This is a genomic window from Paenirhodobacter sp. YD-8, from assembly GCF_056590935.1.
Genome location: NZ_CM152649.1, coordinates 442,516 through 460,303, shown reverse-complemented (window position 1 = coordinate 460,303; position 17,788 = coordinate 442,516). Strand labels below are relative to the sequence as shown.

Genomic DNA, 17,788 nt, shown 5'->3' with positions numbered 1-17,788 from the left:
CGGTGCCTCGTCTCGGAAAGGTTCGGGCGGGCCACCATAGGCCCGCCCCGGGAAGATCACTTCTTCAGATCAAGGCCCACGCCCGCGCCGACGAAATCGGTGGTGTAGGCGGCCTTGTAGTCGAGATCGGCGGGCACGACCCCGGCGGCGACCATCTTGTCGAAGAAGTCCTTCACATGGGCGTCGGTGATCACCCCGATGCCCTTTTCAAGCGCATCCCCCGAATCGACGATGCCCTTCTCCTTCAGCTGGGCGATGCCGAAGGCGATCTGCTCGTCGGTCATGTCGGGGTTGTCCTTCTTGATCATCTCCTTCGCGGCGCTGTTGTCGCCGTAGAGGAAATTGTACCAGCCCTTGATCGAGCCATCGACGAAGCACTTCACCACCTCGGGCTTCTTCGCGACGGTGTCGGCCATGGTCTCGATCAGCGTCGAATAGGTCGAGTAGCCGGCATCGGCGAGCAGCCAGACGTCCGGCTTGAAGCCGCCCTCCTTCTCGACCATCAGCGGTTCCGACGAGAGGTAGCCCTGCATCCCCGACTTCTCGTCGGCGATGAAGGGCGCGGGGTTGAAGGTGTAGACCTCGCGCTGCTCGGGGGTGAAGCCATAGGCCTTGATCATCCACTGATAATAGGACGCATAGCCCGCATCGCCGATGAGCAGCTTGAGGTTTTTGAGGTCCTCGAAGCTTTTCGCCACGCCCGGATGGGTCAGGATGACCTGCGGCTCCTTCTGGAAGGTGGCGGCAACGGCGACGACCGGGATGCCCTCCTGCACCGCCGAGAATTCCTCGAGCAGGTTGCCCCCCATGTTGAAGTCGATCTTGCCCGCCAGCATCAGCGCCCGGTTGTTCACCTGCGGCCCGCCCGGCTGGATCGTCACATCAAGCCCGCAGGCCGCATAGGTGCCGTCGGCCACCGACTGGTAGAAGCCGCCATGCTCGGCCTGCGCCAGCCAGTTGGTGCCGAAAGTCACCGCCGTATTCGCCGAGGCGGCAGTGGCGACGGTCGTCAGAAGCAGGGAAAGGACAATCTTGCGCATGCGCGACTCCGGGGTGTGATTCTCTGCGGCCAGCCTAGGAGGGCGCGGCCCGATGCTCAGGAGGCGGTGCGGCAAAAACCCGCATGCCGGCAGAAGACGGCGCGGCTTTGGGCAGGTTTTCCTTACCTCTGCCCGGGTTTTCGGCAGATGCCGAAAATTTTGCCCGTTTGGTCAGGAAGCATGGCCCTCGCCGGGCGCCGGGGGCAGGATCGCGGCCGAAGAAACCGGAGGTTTTCCATGCGTGCCCTTGCCCCGAACTCGATCCGTCCGCCCTTCGGCGCCTATGCCCATGGCATCGAGGTGCCGAAGGGCGCGCGGCTGGTGATGACCTCGGGCCAGCTTGGCCTCGGCCCCGACGACATCGCCCCGCCCACAGTGCGCGAACAGGCGCGGCTGTGCTTTGCCAATGTCACCGCGATCCTCGCCGAGGCCGGGATGGGCCCGGCCGACGTGATCCGGATCAACGCCTTCGTCACCGACCGCGCGCATTTCCCGGACTACATGGCGGCGCGCGACGAATGGCTTCAGGGCTCGGGCAACCTGCCCGCCTCGACCCTCGTCATCGTCACCGGCTTCACCCGCGCCGAATTCCTCGTCGAAGTCGAGGTGACGGCGGCGGCGCTCTAGGCTAGCGTCGCGCGAGACCGCCCGAAGGAGTTCCCCGGATGCTCGACACGTTGATGGCCTTTCCGCCGGCGACGCTGCTTGCCTTTCTGGCCGGCGCGCTGGTGCTGAACCTGACGCCCGGATCGGACGTGCTGTTCGCCATCGCCTCGGGGCTGCAGGGCGGGCCGAAGGCGGGGATGGCCGCGGGCTTCGGCGTCGGCATCGGTGGCATCTTCCACACCTGCGCCACGGCCTTCGGCCTTGCTGCGCTGGTCGCGGCCCATCCCGGCACACTCGATCTCGTCCGCTGGGCGGGGGCGGCCTATCTGCTGTGGATCGCGGTGAAGAGCTGGCGCGCGGTGGTGCCGCCGCCCGAAAGCGTGGGCGGCGCGCTCCTGCCCCGCGACGCCTTCCGCCGCGGCGTCATCACCAATGTGCTGAACCCGAAGGTGGCCCTCTTCATGCTGGCCTACCTGCCGCAGTTCACCGACCCGGCAATCGGCCCGCTGTGGCAGCAGATGCTGATCCTCGGCGGCATCGTCTTTACCGGCGGCACGCTGATCACCATGGGCTACGGCGCCTCGGCGGGCTGGCTCGGCACCCGGCTCGCACGGCGGATGGGAGTGCTGAACAAGGTCGCGGCGCTGCTGTTCGGCGGGCTCGCGGCCAGGCTCGCCCTCGACTGAGCTTGATTTTGCCGCGCCCGCGCGCCATCTGGGCGGCATGACCGATTTCGTCTACACCCCCACGACCGAACAGCCCCGCATCCTGCACGCCGATCACGAGATCCTCGTGGTCGACAAGCCGGCCGGGCTGCTCTCGGTGCCCGGCAAGGGCGAGGACCGCGCCGATTGCCTGATCGCGCGGCTGCGCGCAGCCTATCCCACGGTGCTGCTGGTCCACCGGCTCGACATGGATACCTCGGGGGTGATGGTCTTCGGCCTGACGCCGCACGCGCAACGCCACCTCGGCCTGCAGTTCGAGCACCGGCAGACGAAGAAGCATTACCTCGCCCGGCTCTGGGGCCATCTCGAGCCGAAGGAGGGCCACGTCGACCTGCCGCTCTGCGTCGACTGGCCGAACCGGCCACGCCAGCATGTCGACCATGAAAACGGCCGGCCGGCACAGACCGACTGGCGCGTGCTGCGGCTGGAGGCGGACGGCACCACGCGGGTGCGGCTGACCCCGCTCACCGGCCGCAGCCACCAGCTGCGCGTGCACATGCGGGAGACCGGCCATCCGATCCTTGGCGATCCGCTCTATGCCGAAGGGCCGGCACGGGACTTCCCGCGGCTGATGCTGCACGCCGAAAGCCTGCGCCTGCGCCATCCCGACGGCGGGCGCCACATGACCTTCACCGCACCCTGCCCGTTCTGAGGCAAGGGGGCGCTGCCCCCTCGGCCTGCGGCCTCACCCCCGGGATATTTGACTGCAATTGGAAGAGGAGCACAGCTCCCTGCTTCCAATTGCCCCAAATATCCCGGGGGTGAATTTCGCGTCAGCGAAAGAGGGGGCTGGCCCCCTGCGCCCGTCAGGCCAGGTGATCCACCTTCGCCAGATACTGCGCCTGCACCTGCAGCGCGGAAAGCCAGCCCTGCACCAGTTTCGGGTCATGCGGCGCGGCATGGACACCCGCCGGGATGTCATGGGCCAGCACCGCCTCGACCGCGAGCGAGACCGTGCCGGAAACAAGCCGCGCCATCGCGCTGCCACGGATGTCGCCCGTCGCCTCGAGCACCCAGGACCGGTCGAAGACCGCGCGCCCGGCACGTTTCGCCGTGAGCGTGACGACCGCCACCACCCGGTCGGGCTCGTCCGGGCCATAGCCGTTCTCGCGCAACAGCCGCTCGGCCAGCTGCGCGAGGCGGCGCTCCGCCCCGTCGGAGGTATCGCCGAGCGCCGCGAAGACCGGTTGCCAGGCCTCGGCCCAACCCAGAAGCCGCAGCGTGCCGCGGACGAAATCCTCGATCCGCCAGCTCGGATCGAAGCGGTATTCGCCGATGTAGCCGAGGCTGTCGCGGTTCGGATAGACCTCGAAGGTCTCGGGGTGCGGCAGCGGCGCGTCATAGCGCGTCACCCCTTCCCAGGGATGGGCCAGGCGCAGCTCGGTGAAATGGCGGATCGAGCGCGAGGGCGATTTCAGCGCCCGCAGCACGCCAAGCGGCGACCAGCTGAACTTGTAGCGAAAGGCGTTCGGCCGGGCCGGGATGCCGCCGCAATAGCTGTGGAACGACACCGTATCGCCCGGCGCGATCGTCCCCGAGGCACGGTAATCGGCGACCAGATCATGCGCCATCAGATGGTCGATGCCGGGGGCAAGCCCGACCTCGCCCAGCACGGCGACGCCCGCCTTGCGCGCCGCCACATCGAGCCCGCGCAGCTCGGGCGTCAGCTCCGAGGCACAGACGAAATGCGCCTGCCGGTGCAGCGCGATGCGGGCGAGCGCCGGATGCAGATCGGAGGGCAGCATCGAGACGACGACATCGCCCGGCCGCAGCGTCGCCTCGAGCGCGGGCAGGCTGTACTCGGCGATGCGGGCGCGGCGGCCGGCAAGCAGCGCCTCGGCCTGCGGCCGCTCGATCGTCCAGACGGTGAGCGCGCGCCCCGCGTCGACCAGCCGGCGCAACCCCGGCCCCGAACTCAGCCCCGTTCCGCACCAATGGATCATCGCCATCGCCGCCCTCCTCAGCCGCGCGCGGCACGCCGCTCGCTCAGCCGGTAGCCGCGCGAGATCGCCCGCCCCCGCCAGCGATCGGCGGCCTGCACCGCGTCGCGCAGGTTGGAAAACCAGTTCACCCGCGCGCCCGCGAGCCGCCCCGCCCGACCCCATTCGCGCAGCACCGTATATTCACCGAACAGGTTGTCGGAGATTTCCACGCGATAGAAGGCGCGCGCCGGGGCCCGATGGAGCAGGATGGTCAGCATGGCAGTGCCTTGCGCAGGGATCTGGCCCAAGGGAATCAGAAGCGCGCCGGCATTGCCAGCGCAAAATCAGCTCCAGCGCACCTCGCCCAGGAAGATATAGCCCGCCCCATAGATCGTCTTGATCAGCCGCGGGTTCTTCGGGTCTTCGCCAAGCTTCGTGCGCAGCCGCGAGATCCGCACATCCATCGCCCGGTCGAAGCTTTCGCCCGCGCCGCTGCCCAGCGCTTCCTGCATCTGGGCGCGGGTGATGAGCCGGTTCGGGCTTTCGAGGAAGAGCCGCAGCACCTCGCCCTCGGCGTGCGAAAACGGCGTCTCGCGGCCCCCGGCATCGGTCAGCACATAGCGGTCGAACTGCGCGCGCCAGCCGGCGAAATCGGCGGTCTGGACGGCCGGCGCCGCCTCGGCGCGGGGTTTGCGCAACCGGGCGCGGATGCGGGCCACGACCTCGGCCGGGTCGAAGGGCTTGATGATGTAATCGTCGGCGCCGAGTTCCAGCCCGGTGACGCGGTCATGCACCTGCGCGCGCCCCGAGATGATGATGATCGCCGCCCCCTGTTCCAGCGCCAGCCGGTGCACCAGCGCCAGCCCGTCGCGGTCGGGCAGGCCCAGATCGACAAGGCAGACGTCGGGCTGGGCACGCTTCAGCCCCGCCTCGAATTCGGTCGCACGGGCATAGCAGGTGGTGCGGAACCCGGCCTCTTCGAGCGCGTCCGACAGCATCCGGCGGATCTCGGGCTCGTCGTCGAGGATGGCGACATGCGGGGCGGTCATCGGCGGGCTCCGTCGATCAGGGCGGCGAGTTCGCGCGCGGAGAAGGGTTTTTGCAGCACCGCGCAGGGAGCGGAGGCGCGCAGCGGATCCCCGGGCGGCAGCGAGGTCATCAGCACCACCGGCACCCGCGACGCAAGACGGCGCGCGAGCTCGACCCCGGTCGCCTCGCCCGGCAGCTGGATGTCCGAGAGCACCAGCCCGATATCGGGCAGCGCGGAGAGCGCCTCGGCCTCGGCGACGCTTGCCGCCTCGATCACGGTGTGGCCGAGGCCGCGCAGCATCTCGCGCACGTTGGCGCGGATATCGTCATTGTCCTCGACCAGCAGCACCAGCATCGGCGCGGCCGGCGCGCCGGCGGGCCGCAGCGGCAGGCGCAGGGTGACGCACGCGCCCTCCTCGGTGTTCTCGAGCTGCACGGTGCCGCCCGCCAGCTTCGTCTGGTCATAGACCATCGACAGGCCAAGCCCCGAGCCCTCGCCGCCCTTCGTGGTGAAGAACGGATCGAGCCCGCGGGAGAGCGCCTCGGCCGAGAAGCCGGGGCCGGTGTCGGTGACGGAAATCTCGACCCAGGTGTCGCGCACCGGATGCAGCTCGACCCGGATCTTGCCGCCGCGCGGCCCCATCGCGTCGCGCGCGTTCAGAAGCAGGTTGAGCAGGCTGTCCTGCAGCTGCCCCGGATCGACCAGAACCGGCCGGTCGAGCCCGCCGACGAAGGTCTCGAGCCGGATCGCATCGCCAAGCGTCGGACGTGCCATCGCGGCGATATCCTCGACCAGCGGGCGCAGCTCGACCGCCTCGGGGCGCAGCACGCGCCGGCCCGAGATCGCGGCGATCCGGTCCAGCAACGTGCCACCGCGCCGCGCCGCGGCCAGCGTGCCGCGGGCGATCTCTGCCGCGGCGGGGGGCAGGTCGGGCAAGCGCGCAAGCCGCCCCTGCAGGCCGAGAATGACGGTGAGCAGATTCGCGAAATCATGCGCAAGCCCCGAGGTCAGGTGCCCGGCGAGCTCGCGCTTGGCCGATTGGGCGAGTGCGGCGCGCGCCTGCGCCTCGTGCGTGACGTCGGTCGACAGGATATAGACGCCCGCCACCTCGCCCGCCGCATCGCGATCGGGGGTCAGCGCCACGCGCACCCGCCGCCCCGACGGGGTATGGGTGATCTCGCGCACATTCGCCTCGCCCGCCAGCGCCTGCAGGAAGCCGGGCTCAAGCCGCGCGAAGGTGTCGGCGCCCAGCGTCTCGGAGGCATGGCGCCCGACCGGATCGAGCACCGCGCCCGGCATCACCGTGGGCAGCTTGCGGTTCGAGAAGGTGTAGATCAGCCCGCGGTCCACATGCGCGATATGGGCCGGCATCATCTCGGTCACCTGCCGCGTGCGCGCCTCGATCGCGGTCAGCTCGCGCTGCGTCTCGGCAAGTGCGGCATTCGTCGCGCCAAGCTCGCGGTTCGCCGCCGCCAGCCGCTCGGCATGGTCGAGCACCTGCACCGACAGCTCCTGAGAGCGGGCGCGCAACAGCCCCTCCTGGCGCTTGATCTCGGTGATGTCGGTATAGACCGTGACCCAGCCGCCCTGCGCGAGCGGCGCCCCCTCGACCGCGATCGTGCGTCCGTTCGCCCGCGCGCGTTCCATGTAATGCGGCGCGAAGGTCCGCGCCTGCGCGACGCGCAGCCGCACCGCCTCCTCGAGATCGGTGACGGGGCCGTATTCGCCGCGCGTCACCAGAAAACGGATCGTGTCCTCGAAGGGCGTGCCCGGCCGGGTCAGCGCCTCGGGCAGATCGAACATCAGCGCGAATTGCCGGTTGCACACCGCCAGCCGCAACTCGCTGTCATAGATCGACAGCGCCTGGCCGATCATGTTCAGCCCGGCCTCCATCAGCCGCGCATGGGTGTCCTCTGCGGTCATCCGGTCTCCTCCCCCGCCATCGCTAGCATCCCGGCGGGGTCCGGCAAAGGGGCAAGGGGCGCCGGAAAGGATTCGTTAGATTTCGGAAAAAGTCAGGAAAACTTTGACCCGCAGCCTTCGGGCATGACGCGGCGGGCGATGGAGGAATCGCCTCCTGCGGCGAGGACGCCGGGCGACCGGCGTGAGGGAGGACACATGGCGGACAGAACGGCGGCGGAGCACTCCGCGCAGTCGATTCCTGCGCTTCTGGCGCGGAACGTGGCGCGGTATGGCGGCTATCCGGCCTATCGCGAAAAGGAATTCGGGATCTGGCAGACCTGGACCTGGGCCCAGGCGAACGAGGAGATCCGCGCGCTGGCGATGGGGCTGCTGAGCCTTGGCGTCGCCCGCGGCGATCACATCGCGATCATCGGGCGCAACCGCCCGGCGCATTACTGGGCGATGGTGGCGGCGCAGATGTGCGGCGCGGTGCCGGTGCCGCTCTATCAGGACGCGGTGGCCGAGGAGATGGCCTATGTCCTGGGCCATTGCGGCGCGCGCTTCGTCGTCTGCGGCGATCAGGAGCAGGTCGACAAGGTGGTCGAGGTCGAGGACCGCATCCACACGATCGAGCACGTGATGTACACCGACAAGCGCGGCATGCGGAAATACGACCATTCCCGGATGAATGCGCTGGCCGATGTCGTCGCCGAGGGCAAGGCGGGGCACTACCGCTACGAGCACGAGCTCGAGACCCGCATCGCCGAGCTGACCTATGACAGCACCTGCGTGATGCTCTACACCTCGGGCACCACCGGCAAGCCGAAGGGCGTGGTTCTGTCGAACCGCAACATCATCGAGACGGCGAAGAACTCGGTCTCCTTCGACCGGCTGACCCGGGCGGAAGAGGTGCTCGCCTATCTGCCGATGGCCTGGGTGGGCGATTTCATCTTCTCGGTCGGGCAGGCCTATTGGGCGGGCTTCACCGTGAACTGCCCGGAAAACGCCGCGACGATGATGACCGACCTGCGCGAGATCGGGCCGACCTATTTCTTCGCCCCGCCGCGGGTGTTCGAGGGCCAGCTGACGCAGGTGATGATCCGCATGGAAGATGCGGGGCGGGTGAAGAAGTGGCTCTTCGACCATTACATGGCGCTGGCCCGCCGGGTCGGCCCCGCGATCCTCGACGGCGCCCCCGTCGGCATGCTCGACCGGCTGCGCTATGCGCTTGGCGGGTTCTTCATCTACGGGCCGCTGAAGAACACGCTCGGTTTCTCGCGCATCCGCGTGGGCTACACCGCGGGCGAGGCGATCGGGCCCGAGATCTTCGACTTCTACCGCTCGCTCGGCATCAACCTGAAGCAGCTCTACGGCCAGACCGAGGCCTCGGTCTTCATCACCCAGCAGCCCGATGGCCAGGTCCGCTCCGACACCGTCGGCGTGCCCTCGCCGGGCGTCGAGGTGAAGATCGGCGAGAACGGTGAAGTCTATTATCGCTCGCCGGGCACTTTCGTCGAGTATTACAACAACCCCGACAGCACCGCCTCGACCAAGGACGCCGAGGGCTGGGTTGCCACGGGGGATGCGGGGTTCTTCGAGGAAGGCTCGGGGCACCTGCGCATCATCGACCGCGCCAAGGACGTCGGCAAACTGGCCGATGGCCGGCTCTTCGCTCCCAAATACGTGGAAAACAAGCTCAAGTTCTACCCAAGCATTCTTGAGGCTGTCGTCTTTGGCGCGGGTCGCGACCGCTGCACCGCCTTCATCAACATCGACCTGACCGCGGTCGGCAACTGGGCCGAGCGCAACAACATCGCCTATGCCTCCTATCAGGAACTGGCCGGGCACCCGAAGGTCTATGACATGATCCGCGGTCACATCGACGAGGTGAACGCCTCGGTGGCGCGCGACCCGATGCTCTCCGGCTGCCAGATCCACCGCTTCCTGATCCTGCACAAGGAACTCGACGCGGACGATGGCGAGATGACCCGCACCCGCAAGGTGCGCCGCAACATCGTGGCCGAGAAATACGCCGACCTGATCGACGCGCTCTATGACGGGCGCGACAGCGTCTACACCGAGACCGAGGTCACCTACGAGGACGGCCGCAAGGGGGCGATCAAGGCGACGCTGACGCTTGCCGACGCGACCGTCGCTCCCGGGGTGCAGCTGGCGGAGGCCGCAGAATGAAGGACATGAACGAAGGCTGGGTCACCGCCGACGGCCGCAAGATCGGTGGCGTGCTGATGGAGCTGCGCAACATCACGCTGAAGTTTGGCGGGGTGACGGCGATCAAGGACATCAGCTTCGACATCCGCGACGGCGAGATCCGCGCGATCATCGGCCCGAACGGCGCCGGCAAATCCTCGATGCTGAACGTGATCTCGGGCTTTTACGTGCCGACCGAGGGCTCGGTCTGGTTCAAGGGCTATCAGCGCGGGCCGATGAAGCCCTATCAGGTCGCCCAGCTCGGCATCGCGCGCACCTTCCAGAACATCGCGCTCTTCGACGGGATGTCAGTGCTCGACAACATCATGACCGGGCGGCTGACGCTGATGAAATCGGGGCTCTTCAGCCAGGCCTTCTGGTGGGGCGGCGCCAGCCGCGAGGAAGAGGCGCATCGCGAGAAGGTCGAGAAGATCATCGACTTCCTCGAGATCCAGAACATCCGGAAAACGCCGGTGGGCCGCCTGCCCTATGGCCTGAAGAAGCGCGTCGAGCTGGCCCGGGCGCTGGCCGCCGAGCCGAAGATCCTGCTGCTCGACGAGCCGATGGCGGGGATGAACGTCGAGGAGAAGGAGGACATGTGCCGCTTCATCCTCGACGTGAACGACGAGTTCGGCACCACCATCGTGCTGATCGAGCACGACATGGGCGTGGTGATGGACCTGAGCGACCGCGTGGTGGTGATGGATTACGGCAAGAAGATCGGCGACGGCCCGCCCGAGGAGGTGCGCAGCAACCAGGCCGTGATCGACGCCTATCTGGGGGTGGCCCATGACTGACGCCCGTCCGCAACCGAACTCGAAGGGAGGCCGCCATGCCTGACCAGCTGCTTTACGCGATGGAAGTGACCCTGAACGGCCTGATGGCGGGGGTGATGTATGCACTTGTCGCACTCGGCTTCGTGCTGATCTACAAGGCCTCGGGCATCTTCAACTATGCGCAGGGGGTGCTTGCGCTCTTTGCCGCGCTGACGCTCGTCGGCATCCAGCAGGGCCAGGTGCCCTTCGCCCATGTCATCAACGCCATCACCGGCGGGCATCTCGAAAGCTTCGGCTGGCAGCTGCCCTCGGTCCTCGCGATCCTGCTCACCGCCGGGGTGATGGTGCTGCTGGCGATCGTCATCGAGAAACTGGTGCTGAAGCATCTGGTGGGCCAGGCCGAGATCATCCTGTTCATGGCGACGATCGGGCTGGCCTATTTCCTCGAGGGCTTCGGCGACGTGATGTGGGGCGCCGACATCAAGACGCTGGACGTCGGCCTGCCGCAGGGCATCAACGAGACGCTCGAGAGCGTGACCGACGGCCTCTTCGGCTATGGCTTCTTCATCGACAACCTCGATGTCGTCGCGGCGCTGGTCGCGGTGGCGCTGGTCACCGCGCTGACCCTCTTCAGCCAGTATTCGAAACAGGGCCGCGCCCTGCGCGCGGTGGCCGACGACCACCAGGCGGCACTGTCGGTCGGGATCTCGCTGCGCTTCATCTGGGTGCTGGTGTGGTCGATCGCGGGCATCGTCGCGCTCGTCGCCGGGATCATGTGGGGCTCGAAATCGGGCGTGCAGTTCTCGCTCAGCCTGATCGCGCTGAAGGCTCTGCCGGTGCTGATGCTGGGCGGCTTCACCTCGATCCCCGGCGCGATCGTCGGCGGTCTCATCATCGGCATGGGCGAGAAGCTGTTCGAGTTCTTCCTCGGCCCGCTGATCGGCGGCGCCACCGAGAACTGGTTCGCCTATGTGCTCGCCCTCGTCTTCCTCGTGTTCCGGCCGCAGGGCCTGTTCGGCGAACGCATCATCGAGCGGGTGTGACGATGGCTGCTAGCGCAAACACGATTTTCGTTGAGTGCCGGGCGGGGATGCGACATCCTGTCGCAGATCCGATCGCGCAGGGGCAGGGAGGCCCCGGTCGGAGGGAAGGGTTGCTGACGCGGCCCATCATGGCCGCGCAAGGGATTGGGAGGTCCTTTGGTCATGAAAACCTGTGCGACTGTCTTCACCATCGGTTCGGGCGCGGCGCTGGCCTTCGGCTGGATTGCGCTCGCCGCCCCGCCGGACGAACCGACGGCGCTGCATTCACTCAACATCCTACTGGCCGCGGCCGGTGCCGGGGCGGCCTTGCTGGCCTGGGCACGTCTGAAGCGCGGCTGCTGAGGGGGACGGACCACGCCTTCCCCCGCACGATCAACGGGGGGAAAGCCTGATGTTCTACCGCGAGGCAGGTGATTTCAAGACGAGCTACCGGGAGGACAACCAGACCTTCCCGATCCGCTTCGACCGCATGGGGTTCTATGTCGCGCTGGCCGTGGCCTATGGGGTGATCCCGCTCGTCATCGACGACTACTGGGCGAATGCGGTCTTCGTGCCCTTCCTGATCTACGCGATCGCGGCGATCGGGCTGAACATCCTCGTGGGCTATGCCGGGCAGGTCAGCCTTGGCACCGGCGGTTTCATGGCCGTGGGCGCCTATGCGGTCTACAAGCTGATGACCGCCTTCCCGGATGTTCCGATCTTCATCCACGTTCTGCTTGCGGGCGGCATCACCGCCGCCGTGGGCGTGCTCTTCGGTCTGCCCTCGCTGCGGATCAAGGGCTTCTACCTGGCCGTGGCGACGCTTGCCGCGCAGTTCTTCCTGGTCTGGCTCTTCAACAAGGTGCCGTGGTTCTACAACTATTCGGCCTCGGGCCAGATCACCGCGCCCGACCGCAGCATGTTCGGCGTCTTCGTCACCGGCGCGCAGACCTCGGCCACGGCGAAATACATGTTCTGCCTGATCCTGCTGACCCTCGTCGCGCTGGTCGCCCGCAATCTCACCCGCGGCACCATCGGCCGCAAGTGGATGGCGATCCGCGACATGGACATCGCCGCCGAGATCATCGGGGTGAACCCGCTGACCACCAAGATCACCGCCTTCGCCGTCAGCTCGTTCTTCATCGGCATCGCCGGGGCGCTGTTCTTCTCGGTCTATCTCGGCGCCGCCGAAGTGGGCGAGGCCTTCGGCATCAACAAGTCCTTCCTGATCCTCTTCATGGTGATCATCGGCGGGCTTGGCTCGATCTTCGGCTCCTTCGCCGGGGCGGCCTTCCTGGTGCTGCTGCCGGTGTTCCTGAAAAACGTGCTCGTCGGCGGCCTCGGCTGGCCCACCGACCTGGCCGCCCATATCGAACTGATGATCGTGGGCGGGCTCATCATCGTCTTCCTGATCGCCGAGCCGCATGGCCTCGCCCAACTGTGGCGGGTGGCGAAGGAGAAACTGCGCCTGTGGCCGTTCCCGCACTGAGGAGGGCGGGAAAGTCACGGGAAATCAACCGAATACGTTCTGGGAGGAATAGCGTATGAAGAAGACCTTTGCAGCCCTGGTGGCCGCGGCCATCACCGCCACCGCCTTGCCGGCCTCGGCCGAACTGGTGGTGCCGAACTTGAGCTATCGCACCGGGCCCTTCGCGGCCGGCGGCATCCCCTATGCCGACGGGTTCAACGATTACTTCACCTTGCTCAACGAGCGCGACGGCGGCATCGGCGGCGAGAAGGTCGTCGTGCCGGAATGCGAGACCGCCTACAACACCGAGAAGGGCGTCGAGTGCTATGAAAGCACCAAGGGCATGGGCGCGCTCGCCTACAACCCGCTGTCGACCGGCATCACCTATCAGCTGATCCCGAAGATGGCCGCCGACGGCATCACCCTCTACACCCCGGGCTATGGCCGCACCTCGGCCGCGAACGGCAAGGTCTTCGAATGGGTGTTCAACTACCCGGCGAACTACTGGGACGGCGCCTCGGTCGCGGTGAAATACCTTCTCGACCAGTCGGGCGGCAGCCTCGAGGGCAAGAAGATCACCCTGCTCTACCACAACTCGGCCTATGGCAAGGAACCGATCCGCACCCTTGAAGAACTGGCGAAGAAGCACGGCTTCAAGCTAACCGCCCTGCCGATCGACAGCCCCGGCCAGGAGCAGAAGTCGCAATGGCTGCAGGTGCGCCGCGACAAGCCCGATTACGTGCTGTTCTGGGGCTGGGGCGTGATGAACCAGGTCGCGATCCAGGAGGCCGCGAACATCAAGTTCCCGATGGACCATTTCATCGGCATCTGGTGGTCGGGCTCGGAGAATGACGTCAAGCCCGCCGGCGCCGGCGCGAACGGCTACAAGGCGCTGACCATGCACGGCGTCGGCACCGATTATCCGATCTATGCCGACCTGAAGAAATACGTCTACGATCCCGGCAAGGCGAGCGGCCCGGCCGAGGCCGAGGGCTCGGTGATCTATTCGCGCGGCATGTATGCCGCCGTGGTCATCGCCGAGGCGATCCGCAAGGCGCAGGAACTGGCCGGCCATGCCAACGTGAACGCCGCCGAGGTTCGCAACGGCTTCGAGGCGCTCGAGATCACCGACGCGCGGATGGCCGAGCTGGGCCTGCCGAACTTCGGCCAGCCCTTCGCCGCCACCTGCGCCGATCACGGCGGCCCGGGCGGCGCGATGATCCAGCAGTGGGACGCGGCCGCGGGCAAGTGGACCCTCGTCACTGACTTCATCGCCCCTGACAAGGACGTTCTCGATCCGCTGATCGCCGCCGATTCCGAGGCCTACGCCAAGGAAGCCGGCCTCACCGAACGTTGCAAATGACCCCCCTCCCCCGGCCCACGGGCCGGGGGACCACCCCCACGGAGGACGCCATGCTCGACGCCGCCAAGACCGAGTCCCTGCTCGAGGTGAACAACATCGAGGTGATCTACAACCACGTCATCCTGGTGCTGAAGGGCGTCAGCCTGGCCGTGCCGAAGGGCGGCATCACCGCGCTTCTGGGCGGCAACGGCGCGGGCAAGACGACGACGCTCAAGGCGATCTCGAACCTGCTCAAATCCGAGCGTGGCGAGATCACCAAGGGTTCGGTGATCTACCGCGGCGAACGGCTGCAGGACATGGCGCCCGCCGATCTGGTGAAGAAGGGCGTGATCCAGGTGATGGAGGGCCGCCACTGCTTCGAGCACCTCACCGTCGAGGAAAACCTGCTCACCGGCGCCTATACCCGCACCGACGGCCGCGCCGCGATCGCCCGCGACCTCGAGATGGTCTACACCTATTTCCCGCGCCTGAAGGAGCGCCGCCGCAGCCAGGCGGGCTATACCTCGGGCGGCGAACAGCAGATGGTCGCCATGGGCCGCGCGCTGATGTCGCGCCCCGAGATGATCCTGCTCGACGAACCCTCGATGGGCCTCGCGCCGCAGCTCGTCGAACAGATCTTCGAGATCGTGAAGGCGGTGAACGAGGGCGAGGGCGTGACCTTCCTGCTCGCCGAACAGAACACCAACGTCGCGCTGCGCTATGCCCATTACGGCTATATCCTCGAAAGCGGGCGGGTGGTGATGGACGGCCCGGCGCAGGCGCTGCGCGAGAACCCGGACGTGAAGGAATTCTACCTCGGGATGTCGGACGAGGGCCGGAAATCCTTCCGCGAGGTGCGCAGCTATCGCCGCCGCAAGCGCTGGCTCGCGTGACGCAACAGATTGAAACCACAGGATTGCTGCGCAGCATTCTGCGCCGCAGCATCGACCAGGACAGACCCGGAGACAGACCCCGATGAGCCGCTACTTCGACGCGCTGGAAACCCGCTCGCAGGATGAACGCGAGGCCGCGCTGGCGCGCGACCTGCCCGCGGTGATCGCCCGCGCGCTCACCGCCCCCGGGCTTGCGGCGCATCTCGGCCCGGTCGATCCGGCCGCGATCACCTCGCGCGCGGATCTCGCCCGGCTGCCGCTGCTGCGCAAGTCCGACCTCGGCGCGGCGCAGAAGGCGGCCTTTCCCTTCGGCGGGCTGACGGCGAAACCCGCCCATGCCTTCGCCCATATCTTCCAGAGCCCCGGCCCGATCTACGAGCCCGGCGATGTCAGCGCCGACTGGTGGCGGATGGGGCGCTTCCTGCATGCCTGCGGCGTCGGCCCCGGCGACATCGTGCAGAACTGCTTCGGCTATCACCTGACGCCCGCGGGGATGATCTTCGAATCGGGGGCGCGCGCGGTCGGTGCCGCGGTGTTGCCCGCCGGAACCGGCCAGACCGAACTGCAGGTGCGCGCCGCGGTCGATGTCGGCACCTCGGTCTATTCCGGCACGCCCGACTACCTGAAGGTGATCCTCGACAAGGCCGAGGAGATGGGCGAGCGCCTCGCCATCACCCGCGCGGCCGTGGGCGGCGGCGCGCTCTTCCCCTCGCTGCGCCAGGAATACGCCGATCGCGGCATCGCCTGCCTGCAATGCTATGCCACCGCCGATCTCGGCAACATCGCCTACGAGAGCCCGGCGATGGAGGGGATGATTCTCGACGAGGGCGTGATCGTCGAGATCGTCCGCCCCGGCACCGGCGACCCGGTGCCCGAGGGCGAGGTGGGCGAGGTCGTGGTGACCACGCTGAACCCCGACTATCCGCTGGTGCGCTTCGCCACCGGCGATCTCAGCGCGCTGATGCCCGGCGTCTCGCCCTGCGGCCGGACCAACGCGCGCATCCGCGGCTGGCTCGGCCGCGCCGACCAGACCACCAAGATCAAGGGCATGTTCGTGCGCCCCGAACAGGTCGCGGCCTTCGTCGCCGCCCATCCCGAGGTGAAACGCGCCCGCGTCATCGCCAGCCGCGACGGCGAGATGGACGTGATGACGGTGCGGATCGAGACCGATTCGACCGATGCGCGGCGCTATGCCGGCGGCGTGGTCGAGGCGCTGAAACTGCGCGGCGCGATCGAGCTGGTGGCGCCCGGCAGCCTGCCGAACGATGGCAAGGTGATCGAGGACCTGCGCACCTACGGCTGAGCCAGGCAGGGGGCGCTGCCCCCTCTTCCGCGCCTGCGCGCGGAAGTCACCCCCGGGATATTTTGGGCAATTGGAAGAGAAGGGCGTCTCCCGCTTCCAATTGCCCAAAATATCCCGGGGGAGTCGCTGGAACGGCGACGGGGGCGGCGCCCCCGCGACCTTCCCGCAAGCGACGCGCACAAAGGAAAAGGCCGCGCGGATCTCTCCGGCGCGGCCCATCCATTTCCGAGGCTCGAAGCCTGCTTCAGCCCTGACGGGCCTTGAAGCGCTTCTGCGTCTTGTTGATCACGTAGACGCGGCCCTTGCGGCGCACGATCTGACAATCGCGATGACGCTGCTTGAGCGAGCGGAGCGAGTTGCGGACCTTCATCGGTCTTCTCCTAGTCGCGGCGCGCGTGCGCCTGAAACTGATGTGCCCCCGAAGGGGCGGTGAATGGTGGGCGGTACTGGGATCGAACCAGTGACCCCTACGATGTCAACGTAGTGCTCTACCGCTGAGCTAACCGCCCGTGAAGCCTCGTGATCCCGCTTTCCATCTGGCCCGTTTCGGGGCGTTCCGGGGCGGAACCGCTTCGGTCTGGCGGTCTATAAAAGGAGTCGGCGCGGCTTTCAAGAGGGTTTTGGAAGGAAAACAATCCGGTGTAGTCTGTTTCCTGAACCGGGGAGAAAAATGGCCGTTCAGCTGCGCGAGACTGGAGTGTACCGGCTGTGGACGCCGGAGAGGATGACCACCGCCGTCATCTTCGCCTCGCCCCATTCCGGGCGCGACTATCCGCCTGAAATGCTGGCACGCTCGGTGCTTGACCTGCAACGGCTGCGCTCCTCCGAGGATGCCTTCGTCGACCGTTTCCTCGAGGGCGCCCCGCGCGAGGGGGCGGCGGCGCTGACGGCGCGGCTGCCGCGCGCCTGGGTCGACCTGAACCGCGACGAGACCGAGCTTGATCCCGCCCTGATCGAGGGGGTGGCGCGCAGCCAGGCCGGGCCGCGGGTGCTGGCCGGGCTCGGGGTGATTCCCCGCGTCGTCTCGGCGAACCGGGCGATCTATTCCGGCAAGCTGACGCGCGAAGAGGCGGACATGCGGATCGCCACCGTCTGGCGCCCCTATCATGCCACCCTCGCCGCGCTCCTGCGCGAGGTGCGGGCGCGCTTTGGCCGGGCGATCCTGATCGACCTGCATTCGATGCCCTCCGAGGCGGTCAGCGGTGCCGGCCCGCGACAGGCGGATGTGGTTCTGGGCGACCGCTATGGCGCCGCGGCCCGGCCCGAGACGGTCGCCGCGATCGAGGCGGTCTTTGCGCGTCTCGGGCTGCGGGTGGCGCGCAACACCCCCTTTGCCGGCGCCTATGTCACCCAGCATTACGGCCGCCCGGCGAGCGGGATCGAGGTCGTGCAGGTCGAGGTGAACCGCGGCCTCTACATGGACGAGGCGGCGATTCGGCCCTTGCCGGACTACGAGGTCTTTCACGCGCGCATGGCACGTGCCGTGGCCGGCATCGCGGCGATCGGGCGCGAAAGCACCGCGACCCACGGCTCGCTGGCCGCGGAATAGCG

The 17,788-nt window shown here is 67.6% G+C and carries 18 protein-coding genes and 1 tRNA gene; 12 read left to right on the top strand and 7 right to left on the bottom strand.

Annotated features, from left to right (window positions below; all coding sequences use genetic code 11):
* Positions 1–56: 56 nt before the first annotated feature.
* Positions 57–1,040, bottom strand: a complete 984-nt coding sequence (locus AC0QTQ_RS02275; protein WP_480258084.1) for an ABC transporter substrate-binding protein — start codon at positions 1,038–1,040, stop codon at positions 57–59.
* Positions 1,041–1,277: 237 nt separating this feature from the next.
* On the opposite strand from AC0QTQ_RS02275, the gene AC0QTQ_RS02270 reads away from it, so the two are divergent.
* Genes AC0QTQ_RS02270 through AC0QTQ_RS02260 form a run of 3 tightly spaced genes read left to right on the top strand, consistent with a single transcriptional unit; the run spans position 1,278 to position 3,023 of the window.
* Entirely contained in the window at positions 1,278–1,667 is a 390-nt protein-coding gene (locus tag AC0QTQ_RS02270) for a RidA family protein (protein WP_480258083.1), read from the top strand.
* 38 nt (positions 1,668–1,705) lie between these two features.
* Positions 1,706–2,332 carry a LysE family translocator gene (locus AC0QTQ_RS02265; RefSeq protein WP_480258082.1) on the top strand — a complete coding sequence of 209 codons (627 nt, stop codon included), beginning with the start codon at positions 1,706–1,708 and terminating at the stop codon, positions 2,330–2,332.
* Between the two features lie 37 nt (positions 2,333–2,369).
* Positions 2,370–3,023, top strand: a complete 654-nt coding sequence (locus tag AC0QTQ_RS02260) for a pseudouridine synthase (RefSeq protein ID WP_113898684.1) — start codon at positions 2,370–2,372, stop codon at positions 3,021–3,023.
* A 154-nt stretch (positions 3,024–3,177) separates the two neighbouring features.
* Here AC0QTQ_RS02260 and AC0QTQ_RS02255 read toward each other — a convergent pair whose 3' ends face one another.
* The 4 genes from AC0QTQ_RS02255 to AC0QTQ_RS02240 form a co-directional block, all read right to left on the bottom strand.
* Entirely contained in the window at positions 3,178–4,320 is a 1,143-nt protein-coding gene (locus tag AC0QTQ_RS02255; protein ID WP_480258081.1) for a saccharopine dehydrogenase C-terminal domain-containing protein, read from the bottom strand.
* Positions 4,321–4,331: 11 nt separating this feature from the next.
* Positions 4,332–4,571, bottom strand: coding sequence for a WGR domain-containing protein (locus AC0QTQ_RS02250; RefSeq protein WP_121530509.1), 240 nt, complete (start codon positions 4,569–4,571; stop codon positions 4,332–4,334).
* Positions 4,572–4,637: 66 nt separating this feature from the next.
* On the bottom strand, positions 4,638–5,342 hold the full coding sequence (locus AC0QTQ_RS02245) for a response regulator transcription factor (RefSeq protein WP_480258080.1): 705 nt from the start codon (positions 5,340–5,342) through the stop codon (positions 4,638–4,640).
* A complete protein-coding gene (locus AC0QTQ_RS02240; RefSeq protein WP_480258079.1) occupies positions 5,339–7,246 on the bottom strand; it encodes a PAS-domain containing protein in 1,908 nt (635 codons plus the stop codon). Before AC0QTQ_RS02240 ends, AC0QTQ_RS02245 begins: the two co-directional genes overlap by 4 nt.
* A 195-nt stretch (positions 7,247–7,441) precedes the next feature.
* Between AC0QTQ_RS02240 and AC0QTQ_RS02235 the strand changes: the two genes are divergently transcribed.
* The 8 genes from AC0QTQ_RS02235 (at position 7,442) to AC0QTQ_RS02200 (ending at position 16,237) form a co-directional block, all read left to right on the top strand.
* Complete coding sequence (locus AC0QTQ_RS02235; protein WP_480258078.1) at positions 7,442–9,415, top strand: AMP-binding protein; 1,974 nt, start codon at positions 7,442–7,444, stop codon at positions 9,413–9,415.
* Positions 9,412–10,230, top strand: coding sequence for an ABC transporter ATP-binding protein (locus tag AC0QTQ_RS02230; protein ID WP_121530513.1), 819 nt, complete (start codon positions 9,412–9,414; stop codon positions 10,228–10,230). The genes AC0QTQ_RS02235 and AC0QTQ_RS02230 overlap by 4 nt, the downstream gene beginning before the upstream one ends.
* A 35-nt stretch (positions 10,231–10,265) precedes the next feature.
* Complete coding sequence (locus AC0QTQ_RS02225) at positions 10,266–11,252, top strand: branched-chain amino acid ABC transporter permease (protein ID WP_480258077.1); 987 nt, start codon at positions 10,266–10,268, stop codon at positions 11,250–11,252.
* Between the two features lie 162 nt (positions 11,253–11,414).
* Positions 11,415–11,594, top strand: coding sequence for a hypothetical protein (locus AC0QTQ_RS02220; RefSeq protein WP_113898621.1), 180 nt, complete (start codon positions 11,415–11,417; stop codon positions 11,592–11,594).
* Between the two features lie 49 nt (positions 11,595–11,643).
* The gene (locus AC0QTQ_RS02215) at positions 11,644–12,720 is read left to right on the top strand and encodes a branched-chain amino acid ABC transporter permease (RefSeq protein ID WP_480258076.1); all 1,077 of its coding nucleotides are present in this window, start codon (positions 11,644–11,646) and stop codon (positions 12,718–12,720) included.
* Between the two features lie 55 nt (positions 12,721–12,775).
* Positions 12,776–14,062 carry an ABC transporter substrate-binding protein gene (locus tag AC0QTQ_RS02210; protein WP_480258075.1) on the top strand — a complete coding sequence of 429 codons (1,287 nt, stop codon included), beginning with the start codon at positions 12,776–12,778 and terminating at the stop codon, positions 14,060–14,062.
* A 50-nt stretch (positions 14,063–14,112) separates the two neighbouring features.
* The gene (locus tag AC0QTQ_RS02205) at positions 14,113–14,934 is read left to right on the top strand and encodes an ABC transporter ATP-binding protein (protein ID WP_480258074.1); all 822 of its coding nucleotides are present in this window, start codon (positions 14,113–14,115) and stop codon (positions 14,932–14,934) included.
* An 82-nt stretch (positions 14,935–15,016) separates the two neighbouring features.
* The gene (locus AC0QTQ_RS02200; RefSeq protein WP_121530518.1) at positions 15,017–16,237 is read left to right on the top strand and encodes a phenylacetate--CoA ligase family protein; all 1,221 of its coding nucleotides are present in this window, start codon (positions 15,017–15,019) and stop codon (positions 16,235–16,237) included.
* Between the two features lie 244 nt (positions 16,238–16,481).
* Here the strand turns inward: AC0QTQ_RS02200 and ykgO are convergent, their stop codons facing one another.
* Positions 16,482–16,607, bottom strand: a complete 126-nt coding sequence (gene ykgO, locus AC0QTQ_RS02195; RefSeq protein ID WP_013069105.1) for a type B 50S ribosomal protein L36 — start codon at positions 16,605–16,607, stop codon at positions 16,482–16,484.
* Between the two features lie 64 nt (positions 16,608–16,671).
* Positions 16,672–16,746, bottom strand: a tRNA-Val gene (locus tag AC0QTQ_RS02190).
* A 161-nt stretch (positions 16,747–16,907) separates the two neighbouring features.
* On the opposite strand from AC0QTQ_RS02190, the gene AC0QTQ_RS02185 reads away from it, so the two are divergent.
* Positions 16,908–17,786: an N-formylglutamate amidohydrolase gene (locus AC0QTQ_RS02185; protein WP_480258073.1), complete on the top strand. Its 879-nt coding sequence runs from the start codon at positions 16,908–16,910 to the stop codon at positions 17,784–17,786.
* Positions 17,787–17,788 lie beyond the last annotated feature (2 nt).

Excerpts from the sequence above, each read along its gene's own strand:
- AC0QTQ_RS02275 (WP_480258084.1), bottom strand. The coding sequence starts at position 1,040 with ATGCGCAAGATTGTCCTTTCCCTGCTTCTGACGACCGTCGCCACTGCC.
- AC0QTQ_RS02270 (WP_480258083.1), top strand. The coding sequence starts at position 1,278 with ATGCGTGCCCTTGCCCCGAACTCGATCCGTCCGCCCTTCGGCGCCTAT.
- AC0QTQ_RS02265 (WP_480258082.1), top strand. The coding sequence starts at position 1,706 with ATGCTCGACACGTTGATGGCCTTTCCGCCGGCGACGCTGCTTGCCTTT.
- AC0QTQ_RS02260 (WP_113898684.1), top strand. The coding sequence starts at position 2,370 with ATGACCGATTTCGTCTACACCCCCACGACCGAACAGCCCCGCATCCTG.
- AC0QTQ_RS02255 (WP_480258081.1), bottom strand. The coding sequence starts at position 4,320 with ATGGCGATGATCCATTGGTGCGGAACGGGGCTGAGTTCGGGGCCGGGG.
- AC0QTQ_RS02250 (WP_121530509.1), bottom strand. The coding sequence starts at position 4,571 with ATGCTGACCATCCTGCTCCATCGGGCCCCGGCGCGCGCCTTCTATCGC.
- AC0QTQ_RS02245 (WP_480258080.1), bottom strand. The coding sequence starts at position 5,342 with ATGACCGCCCCGCATGTCGCCATCCTCGACGACGAGCCCGAGATCCGC.
- AC0QTQ_RS02240 (WP_480258079.1), bottom strand. The coding sequence starts at position 7,246 with ATGACCGCAGAGGACACCCATGCGCGGCTGATGGAGGCCGGGCTGAAC.
- AC0QTQ_RS02235 (WP_480258078.1), top strand. The coding sequence starts at position 7,442 with ATGGCGGACAGAACGGCGGCGGAGCACTCCGCGCAGTCGATTCCTGCG.
- AC0QTQ_RS02230 (WP_121530513.1), top strand. The coding sequence starts at position 9,412 with ATGAAGGACATGAACGAAGGCTGGGTCACCGCCGACGGCCGCAAGATC.
- AC0QTQ_RS02225 (WP_480258077.1), top strand. The coding sequence starts at position 10,266 with ATGCCTGACCAGCTGCTTTACGCGATGGAAGTGACCCTGAACGGCCTG.
- AC0QTQ_RS02220 (WP_113898621.1), top strand. The coding sequence starts at position 11,415 with ATGAAAACCTGTGCGACTGTCTTCACCATCGGTTCGGGCGCGGCGCTG.
- AC0QTQ_RS02215 (WP_480258076.1), top strand. The coding sequence starts at position 11,644 with ATGTTCTACCGCGAGGCAGGTGATTTCAAGACGAGCTACCGGGAGGAC.
- AC0QTQ_RS02210 (WP_480258075.1), top strand. The coding sequence starts at position 12,776 with ATGAAGAAGACCTTTGCAGCCCTGGTGGCCGCGGCCATCACCGCCACC.
- AC0QTQ_RS02205 (WP_480258074.1), top strand. The coding sequence starts at position 14,113 with ATGCTCGACGCCGCCAAGACCGAGTCCCTGCTCGAGGTGAACAACATC.
- AC0QTQ_RS02200 (WP_121530518.1), top strand. The coding sequence starts at position 15,017 with ATGAGCCGCTACTTCGACGCGCTGGAAACCCGCTCGCAGGATGAACGC.
- ykgO (WP_013069105.1), bottom strand. The coding sequence starts at position 16,607 with ATGAAGGTCCGCAACTCGCTCCGCTCGCTCAAGCAGCGTCATCGCGAT.
- AC0QTQ_RS02185 (WP_480258073.1), top strand. The coding sequence starts at position 16,908 with ATGGCCGTTCAGCTGCGCGAGACTGGAGTGTACCGGCTGTGGACGCCG.